This is a genomic window from Haloplanus sp. CK5-1, assembly GCF_037201915.1.
GTDB lineage: Archaea > Halobacteriota > Halobacteria > Halobacteriales > Haloferacaceae > Haloplanus > Haloplanus salilacus.
The window spans coordinates 2,450,155-2,462,254 of the sequence record NZ_CP147505.1; the positions used below are offsets into that span (position 1 = coordinate 2,450,155).

The window sequence follows — 12,100 nt, forward strand, 5'->3', positions numbered from 1 at the left end:
GGAGTGGCGACTCTCCGTGTCGACTTACAGCCGGCAGTACGACTATCCCCGCCGGAAGCCGAGCATGAATCCGCCGGTGAAGCCGACGGAGACGGACAGCGTCGAGAGGATGGTCGACACCCACCCCGGCGGGCCGTTCGCAGCGCCCTCGCCCGTCTTCAGGATTCCGGCCGACAGCGCCGCCCAGTCGACGGTCAGGATCCCCCGCGACTCCAAGAACTTGAACAGCGCGAGTTCGAGGCCGACGATGATCGCGATGACCTTGGCCAGTTTCTTGGCCGCGAAGCCGATGATCCCCCCGATCACGGCACCGCCCCCGAACTCGAGCCCCAGTTGTTGGGGATCTATCCCCAGTTGTAACGCGTAGAGTAGGCCCTCCATACGGGCCAGTGGGTCGGTAGTGGTTAAGTCGTTTGTGGCGTCGTGGTGCGTGTATCACCGGAAGAGCGGGCACGTCGCTTCAGGGACCCGTCACTCCTCGTCGCCCCGTCTCAGCCACCTGTAGCGGGTGTACGCCCCGGTCGCGAGGGCGGCGAGTCCACTCACCGCCCCGAATCCGGGTGCGGAGTCCCGAGTCGCACTCCGATTTTCGTCGTCCGCTGGCTCCGTCGAGACGGGTGACCGCTCGGTGGTCGTCGGAGACTCGGTCTCCCCGGTAGAGCCAGCGGATCCAGCCCCCTCGAATCGGATGGTTCGCTCGTGATCCGGCGTCGCGACGGTGAGGTCGGTGTGACCGCCGTTCAGCAACCGCTCCCCCGAGAGGCCGACGTGTGCTGCGCCGTCGAAGTACGTCGTCGCCGACTCCGCCTCGATGGCCTCCGAATCGACGTACTCGGGGGTCGACGACACGTCTTCGAACAGGTACAGTAATGCGATACCGTATCCTTGGATCGGAACCCTCGTTTCGAGCGTCGTGTCACCCACACGTACTTCGACCGGTTTCGCAGTCGTCACGCCGCCGGTGTTGTGAAGCTGTATCACGATCCCGGGAGCGCCGTCGTGTTCCGCTCGGAACTCCTCCAACGCCTCACTCGGAACGACGATCCGGCCGTCGTCGTCGGTCCGACCGACGACACGTGCGTCCCCGTCGGGTGGCATCCGAGGTTCGATCCGTTCGTCCGGGAACCAGAACTCGTCCACAGTCGAGAGTCCGGCCGCGGAGAGTCGGCCGCCGCTCACCCGGAACGACGCCGGACGCGGGCCGAGTGCGTCGTGGTGGTTGAGTGTCCGGTGGCGGATCCGTTCGTCGACGCTGTGGCCCGACTCCGGATCCGTCGCGACGGTCGGGGCGGTGAGGATGCGGTCCGCGAACGCATCGGCGGACCACCGTTCGGTTCCGTCGCGGATGTCCAGCGCCGTCAGTTCCGCGCCGCCGATGAAGACGGTCGTCCCGGCTGCGGTCGGATTCACCAGGTTCAGCTGTTCGTGCGTCCACTCCGGGTCCGGGTCGAGGAGTGCGGGTGTCATCGGCGTCACCCGAAACCGGGCAGTCGGGAGGTCATCGGCGTCGTCGGCCATTTCTGGTCGGGAGCCGACCACCACGTACGGATGACGCGCCGCCGTGGGACGGCCGACGACGAACGCGGAGTTCAGGTAGCCGAGTTCGCCGATGCCGTCGAACGGCCAAAAATTCGTTCCGTCCCCGTCCGGGACGAACCGGTCCAGCGGGCCGTCGCGAGCGGAGAGCAGCGTCTCTCCGTATACGGACAGTTTACCCTGGCTGGGGCCGGTATTACCGTCTCTCAGTAAGCCCCCGCCCCCGCCCCAGACAGCCTCGCCGGTGTCCGGATCCACTCCGCTGACAGTGTACGCCCCCCGCACGTAGACGGTCCCGTTGAGCGCGACGGGGCCGTACCGCGGGATGCGGAGTTCGAGCCCCTCGGTCGAAATTTGCTCCCAACGCTGGTCGCCGGTCTCGGCGTCGTAGGCCGACATCGTGCCACCCTCGAACCCGGCTCCTCCGAGTACGAATACGGACCCGTCGTACACCAGCGGTGCCCGGCACGGGAGCGCGAGCACCGCGCTGCGGGTCCGCCACGTTCGCTCACCGGTTTCGGCATCGATCGCGTACAGGTTCCCGTGTCCCCTGGGTCGACGAGTGATCTCCAAGGGTGTGGCACCGACATGGTTGTGGACGTAGACGGTGCCATCGTGGATCGTCGGTGGACTGATCGCCTCGAGGTCGGTCTCGAACGCCCACTCCTGTTCCCCCGTCGTGGCGTCGACGGCGTACAGTCGCTCCCGACCGTTGAGGTAGACGGTGCCGTTCCAAACCAGTGGCGGTCCCGTCGCGTTTGGAGGATCGACCGGGAACTCGAAGCCCCACCGCCGCTCCCCCGTCGCCGCGGCGAAGGCGACCAGTTCGCCGGCCTCGGAGACGGCGTAGACGGTCGCCTCCGTCGCGTCGTCCCCCGAGACACGCCCTGAGACGGCGATCCCCCCCAGTGTCGCACCGATCGACGACAGCACCTGTCGTCGCTCCAGCCCCACCCTCATAGCAGACGGAAAGTATCACTCGTACAAATAGTTGTGCTCCTCCTTCCCGACGCCTTCGGGGACGCCGAATCCACGAGACGGCGACCGGTCACGTACCGGTCGACGGCCTACCGTCCGACCGCGCCGTCGAGGAAGGTGACCTGGTGAGCGGCGGCCGTCTCGAACGCGTCGCCGAGGGGGTCGACGTGGCCGACCGGCAGTCGGACCAACGTCGACCCGTCGATCCGGTCGGCGGCGGTGGCGGCCGTCTCCGAGGCGACGAGGTCGTCCGCGCCGGCCGCGACCACCAGCGTCGGGCAGTTGACGTCGTCTAGGGTCGTGATCGGTCGGTACCGAAACAGCGCGAGGAGGCCCCGCGCCGGCGTCGCGTTCGCCCAATCGCTCCCCCGTGGAACCAGATCGAGATACGCCTCGCCGGTGCGCGACCGCGGCAGGAGGCCGAACTCCCTCGGCCCGCCGACGACCGGCACGGTCGTCGACCGACCGAGCGGGGCCAGCAGCCGGTCGCGCCCGCCCGCCCGCAGCGCACGGGTCAGATAGCCGAGCGAGCGCCGCCGGGCGAACGCCCGCCCGTCGAGTAGCGGCGCGACGGCCACCACTGCGCTCACGCGGCGCGAGGCCGCGGCCGTCGCGAGGGCGTGACCACCGCCGAGGCCGTGCCCCCACAGGACGACCCGGCGTCGCTCGCCGTCGAGGCGGCGAACCCGGTCGACCGCCGCATCCAGATCGGCCGCCTGCGCGGGTGGGTCGATGGCTGCGGGGCGCGTGCCGTCGCTCCCGCCGAACCCGCGGTAGTCGAGTGCGAGAGCGGCGTAGCCGGCGCGGGCGAACCGCTCGGCGTACCGCGTGTATCCGAACGTCGCCTCGGCCGCGAGGTCGGGTGCCAACACGACCACCGGCGGCGTCGCCGGGCGATCCGGTCGGTAGAGGTGTCCCCGACACCGCGTCCCTTCGCTCTCGAACGAAAGCGTCGTCGTCGCGAAGTCGAACCGGCCCGACCGCCTCCGGGTCGCGCTCGTGGTCGCCATCTCAGTCGTCGCTCGGATCTTCGTCCAGCGTCTCCAGTACCTTGGTCGAGAACTCGGTCTCGGAGAGGCGGTACTCGAGCAGTCCCTCGAACCACTCGGCTTTCGCGTACCAAGTGTTCATCACCTCGTCCTCGAACCGGAGGACGGTCGCCTCGACGCGCGTCGGCTCCCACTCCCCCTCGCGCGCCAGGTCGAGCAGGCCGTTCAGCGCCGTCCCCATCTCCATGTGGTCGACCTCGTCGCCCGGCAGGGAGGTGATGTAGGAGAGTTCGACGGGATCGACCCCCTTCACGTCGTGGATGTCGATGCCGAAGTTTCGCAGTTCGGTCTCCAGTTCGGATTCGTCCATGGGCGCCGTTTGGTCTCGGCGATCAAAACCCTTGCCGGACGGTCGCGAGGTCCTGCGAGAAAAGCGGGGCGGGCGGGCGGCCGGTCAGTCCGCGCCGGGTTTCGGACCGAGGCCGCCTCGGTCGATCATCGGGATCGACGTCTTCGACTCCGTCTCGGTCGTCGGTTCGGGCTGGTCCCGTCGGCCGTCGGTCGTCGGGCCGGTTCCCGACTGGGGCTGCAGCGGGATGACGGGATCGATGGTGGTCGTGGTGCGGTTCTTCCGGGTCGTGCGTCGGGACGTGCTCATTGGGTGTGTCGTATGCTGGATCGGTTGGTGGACTGCACTGCGTCATCGAACCACGATCAGCATACGAGTACGACGCGTTGCATCGTGACTGGATCATAGCGTCCATCCGTAATAAACCTTCATGATTGTTGATGTCGTCTACTGCGCTAGGTGACACCACACCACGTGCCGGCTGTCGGTATCTTGAATTGCTTCGGTCACGACTCCCCCATCCACGCGTGACAGTACTGGATCTCCTCGCCCCGGCAGGGGGTGGAGCGTCGTCGCCGACACCGTTGGCCGTCGCCGGCGTCGACGTCGACATCCTCGTCGTGTTCGGTATCGTCCTGTTGACGCTCGTGCTGTTCGTGACGGAGTACCTGCCGGTCGACGTGACGGCCATCCTCGTCATGGTGCTCCTGATGGTGTTCGGGAGCGACGGTGTGGTGAACTTCACCCACATCTCCACCGCCGAGGGCGTCTCCGGCTTCTCGAACCCGGCGACGCTCACCGTCCTGGCGATGCTCATCCTCAGTTCCGGCATCAGTCGGACGGGGCTCGTCCAGATCGTCGGCCGACGGATGGCCGAGTTCGCGGGCACCAGCCGCGACCGACAACTGCTCGCGACCCTCGGTGTCGCCGGGCCCGCCTCGGGCTTCATCAACAACACGCCGGTCGTCGCCATCCTCGTCCCCATCGTCACGGACCTCGCCCACGCGGGGAAGACGTCACCCTCGAAACTGCTGATCCCGCTCTCTTATGCCTCCATGCTCGGTGGCATGCTCACGCTCATCGGCACGTCGACGAACATCCTCGCGAGCGACGTCTCCGACCGTCTGCTGGGTCACCCGTTCTCGATGTTCGAGTTCACACAACTCGGCGTGGTCGTCCTCCTCGTCGGCAGTCTCTATCTGATGACTGTCGGCCACCGCCTCCTGCCGGAACGTGTCCCCGTCGAGGAGGACTACCTCCGGGAGTACGACATCGAGGAGTACCTGACCGAGATGGTCGTCGGCGAGGGGTCGCCGCTGGCCGGCCGGACGGTCGAGACGGCCGTCGCCGACGCCGAGTTCGACGCCGACATCCTGCAGGTGGTCCGCGACGACGAGGTGTACGTCGAACCCCAGGGGGGGATGACGCTCCGGCGTGGCGACCTGCTCCGCCTCCGCGCCGACCGCGAGGCCATCCGGAGCCTCGCCAACCGGGAGACGGCCACACTCACCGGCGAGACGCCGCTGTCGGCAGCGGACCTGGACCCCGACGACGGGAAGCAGACGCTCGTCGAAGTGGTCATCCCCCGGGGGTCACACCTCGCCGGGGAGTCGCTCGCGAGTTCGACGTTCCGCCAGCGCTACGACGCGAACGTCCTCGCCTTCCGCAGCCGAGGGGAGACGGTCCGTGACCACATGGACCGTCGGCGGATCCGCGTCGGCGACACCCTCCTCGTGCAGGCGGCCCCCGACAGCATCGACCGCCTCAGCGACAACGACGACTTCATCGTCGCCCACGAACCGACGGATCCCGACTACCGGACGGAGAAGATTCCCCACGCCGTCGCGATCATGGCCGGCGTCGTCGGCGTCGTCGCCGTCCCGTGGGGGACGCTCGGATCGACGCTCGCCGGCGCGACGGGCGTCGGCGCGCTCGCGGGCCTGTCGGCGCTCTCCCTGCCGATCCTCACGACGGCGCTCGCCGGCGTCGTCGCCATGGTCGCCGCGGGCGTCATCAAGCCCGCGGAACTGTACGACGCCGTCGAGTGGGACGTGATCTTCCTGCTCGCCGGGGTGATCCCCCTCGGCATCGCGCTCGAACAGACCGGCGGGGCCGACCTCCTCGGGGGCCTCGTCGCCGCGACCGGCGGCTACCTCCCCGTCCTCGGCGTGCTGTGGGTGTTCTACCTCGCCACCGGGATCATCACCGGCGTCATCTCCAACAACGCGAGCGTCGTGTTGATGCTCCCCATCGCCGTCGAAACGGCGGCCGGCATCGGGGCCAACCCCTTCGCGTTCGTCCTCGCGGTGACCTTCGCGGCCTCCACCTCGTTTCTCACCCCCGTGGGCTACCAGACCAACCTCTTCGTCTACGGACCCGGCGGCTACCGCTTCGCCGACTACTTCCGGGTCGGCGCCCCCCTCCAACTCCTCCTCTCTGTCGTCACCGTCCTCGGCATCGCCTTCTTCTGGGGCGTTCGGGCGTAGACCGGCACGGCGTTTTTCGTCACTCGGGCCGTTCGCTCGCGCGTAGAGTTCACCGTCGTCCAGGGCGACATCGCCACACAGGGGGCGGACGCACTGGTCAACGCCGCGGGGACCAGCCTCCGCATGGGGAGTGGCGTCGCCGGTGCGCTCCGACGCGAGGCGAAGGGACCGATCGACGACGAGGCCGTCTCGAAGGAGCCGGTCGACCTCGGTGCGGTCGTCGTCACCGACGCCTACGACCTCGACGCCGACCACGTGATCCACGCGGCCGCGATGCCACACTACGGCGACGGCCGTGCGACCGAAGACAGCGTCCGCGCGGCGACACGGAACGCCCTCGCTCGCGGCGACGACCTCGGCTGTGCGTCGCTCGTCGTCCCCGTTCTGGGAACGGGTGCGGCCGGCTTCCCCTTCGAGGACGGCGCACGGATCGTCTGCGAGGCGGTCCACGGCCACGATCCGACGGCGCTGACCGACGTGTGCGTGATCGCCCACTCGACCGCCGAGTACGAGACGCTCGCCCGCGTCGCCGACGACGTGCGTTCGGGCTGAGTCACCGCACCGCGTCGGCGGCCGCGACCAGTTCCTCGACCCGGTCGACCGAGACGGCGTTCCCGGCCTCGCCGCCGCGTTCGAGCGCGCTCCCCACGATCACGCCGTCCGCGACCGAGAGCGCGTCGCCGACGGTGTCGGCTGTCACGCCACTCCCGACGAACACCGGGAGGTCGCGTCCGGTCCCGTCGCGTCGCTCCGTGACCGCCCGGACCGTCCCGAGATCGGTCGTGTGCCCCGTTCCGTCACCCGTCACGACGACGCCGTCGGCGAGGCCGCGGTCGGCTGCCTCGCCGGTCAGCGCCGGCACGTCGCTCGCGTCGGCCCCGAGCGGTGCCGAGTGTTTGACATCCAAGTCGGCGAGCAGGGCCACGTCGGTATCGACGCGCTCGCGCAGTCGGGTCGTCTCGTGGGCCCGCCCTTCGAGGACGCCCTGGTCCGCGACCCGCGCCCCGACGTGGACGTTGACGCGGACGAACGACGCGTCCGTGGCGGCCGCCACGGCGACCGCTCCCGGCCCGTCGTTCCGGAGGACGTTCACGCCGACCGGCCGGTCGGTCACCTCCCGGACGGTGCCGACGAGGGCGGTGAGGTCCGCGACGACGTGTCGCGGGACCGAGTCGGGGTAGAAGGGTGCGTCGCCGAAGTTCTCGACCAGTAAGGCGTCGACGCCGCCGGCGTCGAGACGCTCGGCGTCACGCCGGACCGCGTCGCGGATCGCCTCGCGGCCCCCGTCGGCGTCGTAGCGGGGCGCGCCCGGCAGGGGCGGCAGGTGGACCATCCCGACGACCGGGCGCTCGGCTCCGAAGACGGCTGTCGTGTCCATGGTGGGAGTGGCGTCCGGTGGACGGTTAAACGCTCCCCGGCAGGCAGTCCCGATCCCTGCCGTGTCCTCACTCCTCGCACAGTCCCGCGGGATCGGCGTCGAGGATCCCCCACTCGTGGCCCGGGAGGAGTCGGTCCGCGCGTTCGAGGACTTCGGTCGCGCTCGTCCACCACTCGAAGTCGTTCATCGCCAGTCCGCGAACGAGTCCGTCGCCGTCGCCGTCGGGCGCGTTCTCGAACGTCGGCACCGCGTCGACGGCGACGACGGTCGTCTCCCCACCCGTCTCGACCGCCACCGACTGGTGGCCGACGGTGTGGCCCGGCGTCGGGAACGCCGTGACGCCCGGACAGATCTCGGTCTCCCCCTCGATGGGCGTCACGTCGACTGTCAGCCACGGCGGCGTCCGCCCCAGCGACTTGGCGTCGTACCGCTCGGCGTGCATCGGATAGGGTGCGATGGCGTACTCCAGTTCCCGGCGTCCGACGTAGACGTCGGTGTCCGCGTCGAAGCGATCCAGGTTGTAACAGTGGTCCCAGTCGAGGTGGCTGAGGACGACGGCGTCGACGTCGCCCGCGTCGTACCCCTCGGCCGCGAGGACGGCGTCGAGGGACTGTCCCGGTTCGCGGTGACAGTCGTAGGACGGGTGGTAGTCGGCCATCAGGTCCAGGGGACCAAAGCCCGTGTCGATCAGCACCGTCTCCTCGGCCTCGACGAGGAAGACCGTCGACGGCGCTTCGACGACCCCGGCGCGACCCGCGACCAGTACGCTCGCGTCCACGACGAACGAACCACAACAGCGTGGCGTGACCGTCGGCGTCATGTGTGTCGGTCGCCCGGCGGACGGATAAACGTGCGCGACGCTCGAACTGTTGTTACGAATAGGGTGAAAAGCGACGACACCTTCCCTCGCCGGCCCGAAGACGTGGTATGGAGTACGATATCGCCTCGGACGAATCCGTGAGTACGGCCGTGGTCCGCGCCGTCAGCGCGGCCCGCGGCCGCGAGCAGTGTACCCTCCCCCCGCTCTCCGACGTCCTCGATCCGGACGCGCTGAACGCCCTGTTCGCCGACAGAGCGGACGGTACGGGCAGGGCTGGCGGACACCTCGATTTCGTCTACGCCGCCTGCCGCGTGACGGTCGACAACGGCGAGTACCTCACCCTCGATCCGATCGGGGCCGCCTTCGACCCCGACCGGGTCAGCGGCTAATCACTGCTTGGGGTCGCGGGCGGTCACCAGCCCCTGTGACATGAGCCGTCGAGCGACCACGACCAGCCCGTTCCCGAACCCCTCGCCGAAGATGGCCTGTTCCACTTTCGTCTCCGGCATGATCGAACTGACGAGGATCGCCGACCGGTCGACGAGGAGGAGGCGACCGATCGCCGTCTCGTCGCCGTCGGTGCCCCGGAGCCAATCCAGTCCCGAGAGGAACGTCGTGGCGCGGGGCACGGCCTCGTGGATCCGCTCTTCGATGGACTCGGTCAGCGCACCGATGACCAGTTCGACTCCGGTGTCGAGGTCGTTGAGCGTCCCGACGAGGTCGTCGCTCAGTAGCGACTCGTCGCCGATGACGAGGACCACCTCTCCGGTCGCGTCCTCGACGAGTTCCTCCGTCCGGTTCTCGATGCCCTCCCGTCCGGACAGCGCCCACACTTGCTGGGCGGTGGAGTCGTCGCTCGTCTCGACGGTCCCGACGGTGTCGAGGGCGGTGTGGAGGCGTTCGACCCGGTCCTCGTACCGGTCCCGGAGCGTCTGGGCCGCCTCCTCCAGCGGGACGGCCCGGAACTGCTGTGGGCTGGAGTGTTGGATCTCAACCAACCCCTGGGCCTCCAACACCCGAATGGCGTCGTACACCCGCGTCCGCGGTACCTCGGTCAATTCGCTCAACCGCTTCGCCGTCCCCGTATCCAACCGCGAGAGGCCGACGAAACAGCGCGCCTCGTACTCCTTCAGGCCGAGTTGTTGGAGGACCTCGATCGCTTCCTCCACTTGTTCACTGGTAGTCATGTGTGTCCCAACCCCCCGGGGAGTTCCCGGGACTTCTTGCACGGTTCGCTCCCTGCACAGATAGGTATTGTCACTCTAACGGTGACGATTATCCCCGAGAATCGGACGACTCGCCGATAGCGCGCCGAAAGGGAGTCCCAATCCGACGCTCGTGGGATTGTTGTGACACACCGAGGGACAGTAGTCGAATCGGCGGCGTAGCCGTCCCGCCGTCCGTCACTCGCGTCGCCGTCGAACGTAACCCGTTTAATCACAAAAGGTCTATAGGGCCCCGGTCCGACCGTCTACGCGGCGCGCAGTCGAATGCTGTGTCCCAACCACACCTTTGCTGTGTGCCCCCGGCCACCCCGCGTGGCCGGGTTCGGAGGCACCCCATGGGCTCTGATCCAACCGAGAACCCCCGCTCCGCCGCCGTCGAGCAACTCGAACGGTTCGGACTGAGTTCCTACGCCGCCCGGACGTACGTCGCCCTCGCCGGTCTCGGGACGGGCACCGCACGGGACGTGAGTCGAGTCTCCGATGTCCCCCGGACGCGCGTGTACGACGCCGTCGACGAACTCCACGACCGTGGGTTGGTCGACGTCCAACAGTCCTCCCCCAAGCGGTTCTGGGCCACGTCCGCCGAGACGACCAGTCGGACGTTCGAACGCGAGTTCCGGCGGCGCACGGACGACCTGCGGACGGCCCTGACCGAACTCGAATCCACCGAGCGACGCGACGAACAGCGGGGCGTCTGGACGGTCGAGGGACGGGAGGCCGTCGCGGACCGACTGCGCGGCCTCCTCGCCGAGGCCGAAGAGGAAATCGTCTACATGACCGTCATGGACCTCCTCACCGACGACCTGATCGACGAACTCCACGCGGCGGCGGAACGCGGCGTCTCCATCGAACTCGCTGGACTCTCCGAGGACGTGCGAGAGCGGATCGAAACGGAGGTGCCCGAGGCGACGACGTTCGAGTCGCTGTGGATCTGGTCGGACACCGCGGCCGGGCGACTCGCCATGGTCGACGGCCGGCAGACGCTCGTGAGCGTCTTCGTCGACGACGACGGCCTGGCCGGAAACGGCGGGCAGTCCGAAACCGCCATCTGGGGCGAGGGGGAGACGAACAGCCTCGTCGTCGTGTTGCGGGCGCTGTTCACCTGGCGACTCGACGGCGTGGACCCGTCCGAACGTTGATCAGCGTGGCCGCCGTCCTAGCACTATGACGGACCGTTCGGACGAACGACAACTCGTGCTGGAGGTACAATCACAACTGCCGTCGTGGACGGACGACGCTCGGACGGCGGCCTACGCCGATCTGTTCGAGGGCGACGACCCGCTTCTCACCGACGAGGACCTTCGACTCTTGGACGCCGTGGACTCGGCGATGGAGCGCAACGGCGGCGACGGCGTCTGGGGCACCGACCGGTACGGCGTCCACACGGGGTCGCCCACGGACGGATCGCTCGACATCGTCTGTGTCTACCACCCCCGGATCGCCAGCGACTCGGTTCTCCGGGACGTCGACGCCCTCGACGACGAGACGGAGCGACGGATCGACGAGGCACTCTGGCGCTACAGCGAACGCGTCGCGACGCTCCTCGGGGAGAAACTCGACGACTACCTCGGGGGGTAGGGCGGTCTCGATCCGAACGGGACCCGCGCTCGAAGGGCAGTGATATTTCAATCGCCGGTGCGGAGGGGCGACCGAGATGTACCTCGTGATCGTCGGCGCGGGCGACATCGGCACACCGCTCATCGACATCGCGACCAACGGTGGGAACGAAGTCGTCGTCATCGAACGCGACGAGGCGCGCGCCGAACGGGCGTCGAGGGGGTACGATTGCCTGGTGATCAACGCCGACGCCACGACCAAGGAAACGCTACAGGACGCCGGCGCGGAGCGAGCCGACGCGCTCATCTCCACGACGGATCAGGACGCCACGAACGTCATGGTCTGTCTGCTGGCACAGGAACTGGACGTGCCCGAAATCGTCTCCGTCGTCCACAACCCCGAACACATGAGCCTGTTCCGACAGATCGGCGTCAACACGATGCAGAACCCACAGCATCTGATCGCCGAGTACCTCTACCGGGCGGTCGAGCGTCCGTCCATCGTCGACTTCATGCGCATTGGCGAACAGGCGGAGGTGTTCGAGATCACCGTCGCGAACGACGCACCCATCAGGGGCAAGACGCTCCGCGAAGCCAACGAGGCGGGACTCATCGGCGGCCAGACCCTGATCGTCGCCGTCGAACGCGACGGCGAGACCGATCCGATCACGCCCCGCGGGGACACCCGCATCGAGGCGGGGGATCTGCTCACGGTCTACTCCGGCAAGGGTGCGACCGCCGACGTAACGGATATTTTCGGTCACACCGAGGAACACGACTGA

At 68.4% G+C, this 12,100-nt stretch carries 14 protein-coding genes; 6 read left to right on the plus strand and 8 right to left on the minus strand.

Annotated features, from left to right (window positions below):
* Positions 1-42 precede the first annotated feature (42 nt).
* The 5 genes from NBT81_RS12985 to NBT81_RS13005 form a co-directional block, all read right to left on the minus strand.
* A complete protein-coding gene (locus NBT81_RS12985) occupies positions 43-381 on the minus strand; it encodes an FUN14 domain-containing protein (protein WP_338739185.1) in 339 nt (112 codons plus the stop codon).
* A 90-nt stretch (positions 382-471) separates the two neighbouring features.
* The gene (locus NBT81_RS12990; protein ID WP_338739187.1) at positions 472-2,496 is read right to left on the minus strand and encodes a PQQ-binding-like beta-propeller repeat protein; all 2,025 of its coding nucleotides are present in this window, start codon (positions 2,494-2,496) and stop codon (positions 472-474) included.
* Between the two features lie 107 nt (positions 2,497-2,603).
* A complete protein-coding gene (locus NBT81_RS12995; protein ID WP_338739189.1) occupies positions 2,604-3,524 on the minus strand; it encodes an alpha/beta hydrolase in 921 nt (306 codons plus the stop codon).
* A 1-nt stretch (position 3,525) separates the two neighbouring features.
* Positions 3,526-3,873 (minus strand): hypothetical protein, encoded by a 348-nt coding sequence (locus NBT81_RS13000; RefSeq protein WP_338739191.1) that lies wholly within the window; start codon positions 3,871-3,873, stop codon positions 3,526-3,528.
* 84 nt (positions 3,874-3,957) lie between these two features.
* Positions 3,958-4,161 carry a hypothetical protein gene (locus tag NBT81_RS13005; RefSeq protein ID WP_338739193.1) on the minus strand — a complete coding sequence of 68 codons (204 nt, stop codon included), beginning with the start codon at positions 4,159-4,161 and terminating at the stop codon, positions 3,958-3,960.
* Positions 4,162-4,436: 275 nt separating this feature from the next.
* Between NBT81_RS13005 and NBT81_RS13010 the strand changes: the two genes are divergently transcribed.
* Together NBT81_RS13010 and NBT81_RS13015 are read left to right on the plus strand one after the other, a co-directional pair.
* Positions 4,437-6,338: an SLC13 family permease gene (locus NBT81_RS13010; RefSeq protein ID WP_338742558.1), complete on the plus strand. Its 1,902-nt coding sequence runs from the start codon at positions 4,437-4,439 to the stop codon at positions 6,336-6,338.
* A 69-nt stretch (positions 6,339-6,407) separates the two neighbouring features.
* Positions 6,408-6,890 carry a macro domain-containing protein gene (locus tag NBT81_RS13015; RefSeq protein WP_338742560.1) on the plus strand — a complete coding sequence of 161 codons (483 nt, stop codon included), beginning with the start codon at positions 6,408-6,410 and terminating at the stop codon, positions 6,888-6,890.
* 1 nt (position 6,891) lies between these two features.
* Here the strand turns inward: NBT81_RS13015 and NBT81_RS13020 are convergent, their stop codons facing one another.
* On the minus strand, positions 6,892-7,716 hold the full coding sequence (locus tag NBT81_RS13020; RefSeq protein ID WP_338739195.1) for a BtpA/SgcQ family protein: 825 nt from the start codon (positions 7,714-7,716) through the stop codon (positions 6,892-6,894).
* Between the two features lie 67 nt (positions 7,717-7,783).
* Positions 7,784-8,536, minus strand: a complete 753-nt coding sequence (locus NBT81_RS13025; RefSeq protein ID WP_338739197.1) for an N-acyl homoserine lactonase family protein — start codon at positions 8,534-8,536, stop codon at positions 7,784-7,786.
* Positions 8,537-8,643: 107 nt separating this feature from the next.
* On the opposite strand from NBT81_RS13025, the gene NBT81_RS13030 reads away from it, so the two are divergent.
* Complete coding sequence (locus NBT81_RS13030; RefSeq protein ID WP_338739199.1) at positions 8,644-8,925, plus strand: HalOD1 output domain-containing protein; 282 nt, start codon at positions 8,644-8,646, stop codon at positions 8,923-8,925.
* Here NBT81_RS13030 and NBT81_RS13035 read toward each other — a convergent pair whose 3' ends face one another.
* Positions 8,926-9,723, minus strand: a complete 798-nt coding sequence (locus NBT81_RS13035; RefSeq protein ID WP_338739200.1) for a TrmB family transcriptional regulator — start codon at positions 9,721-9,723, stop codon at positions 8,926-8,928.
* Positions 9,724-10,097: 374 nt separating this feature from the next.
* Between NBT81_RS13035 and NBT81_RS13040 the strand changes: the two genes are divergently transcribed.
* The 3 genes from NBT81_RS13040 to NBT81_RS13050 all read left to right on the plus strand — a co-directional run bounded on the left by NBT81_RS13040 (position 10,098) and on the right by NBT81_RS13050 (position 12,100).
* Positions 10,098-10,901, plus strand: coding sequence for a TrmB family transcriptional regulator (locus NBT81_RS13040; RefSeq protein WP_338739203.1), 804 nt, complete (start codon positions 10,098-10,100; stop codon positions 10,899-10,901).
* A gap of 25 nt (positions 10,902-10,926) precedes the next feature.
* Positions 10,927-11,340, plus strand: a complete 414-nt coding sequence (locus tag NBT81_RS13045) for a DUF7539 family protein (RefSeq protein ID WP_338739205.1) — start codon at positions 10,927-10,929, stop codon at positions 11,338-11,340.
* Between the two features lie 76 nt (positions 11,341-11,416).
* Complete coding sequence (locus tag NBT81_RS13050; RefSeq protein ID WP_338739207.1) at positions 11,417-12,100, plus strand: TrkA family potassium uptake protein; 684 nt, start codon at positions 11,417-11,419, stop codon at positions 12,098-12,100.

Bases quoted from the DNA above. Each gene is read 5' to 3' on its own strand.
- NBT81_RS13030 (WP_338739199.1), top strand. From the start codon at position 8,644: ATGGAGTACGATATCGCCTCGGACGAATCCGTGAGTACGGCCGTGGTC.
- NBT81_RS13020 (WP_338739195.1), bottom strand. From the start codon at position 7,716: ATGGACACGACAGCCGTCTTCGGAGCCGAGCGCCCGGTCGTCGGGATG.
- NBT81_RS13040 (WP_338739203.1), top strand. From the start codon at position 10,098: ATGGGCTCTGATCCAACCGAGAACCCCCGCTCCGCCGCCGTCGAGCAA.
- NBT81_RS12985 (WP_338739185.1), bottom strand. From the start codon at position 381: ATGGAGGGCCTACTCTACGCGTTACAACTGGGGATAGATCCCCAACAA.
- NBT81_RS13045 (WP_338739205.1), top strand. From the start codon at position 10,927: ATGACGGACCGTTCGGACGAACGACAACTCGTGCTGGAGGTACAATCA.
- NBT81_RS13005 (WP_338739193.1), bottom strand. From the start codon at position 4,161: ATGAGCACGTCCCGACGCACGACCCGGAAGAACCGCACCACGACCACC.
- NBT81_RS13050 (WP_338739207.1), top strand. From the start codon at position 11,417: ATGTACCTCGTGATCGTCGGCGCGGGCGACATCGGCACACCGCTCATC.
- NBT81_RS13025 (WP_338739197.1), bottom strand. From the start codon at position 8,536: ATGACGCCGACGGTCACGCCACGCTGTTGTGGTTCGTTCGTCGTGGAC.
- NBT81_RS12990 (WP_338739187.1), bottom strand. From the start codon at position 2,496: ATGAGGGTGGGGCTGGAGCGACGACAGGTGCTGTCGTCGATCGGTGCG.
- NBT81_RS13035 (WP_338739200.1), bottom strand. From the start codon at position 9,723: ATGACTACCAGTGAACAAGTGGAGGAAGCGATCGAGGTCCTCCAACAA.
- NBT81_RS12995 (WP_338739189.1), bottom strand. From the start codon at position 3,524: ATGGCGACCACGAGCGCGACCCGGAGGCGGTCGGGCCGGTTCGACTTC.
- NBT81_RS13000 (WP_338739191.1), bottom strand. From the start codon at position 3,873: ATGGACGAATCCGAACTGGAGACCGAACTGCGAAACTTCGGCATCGAC.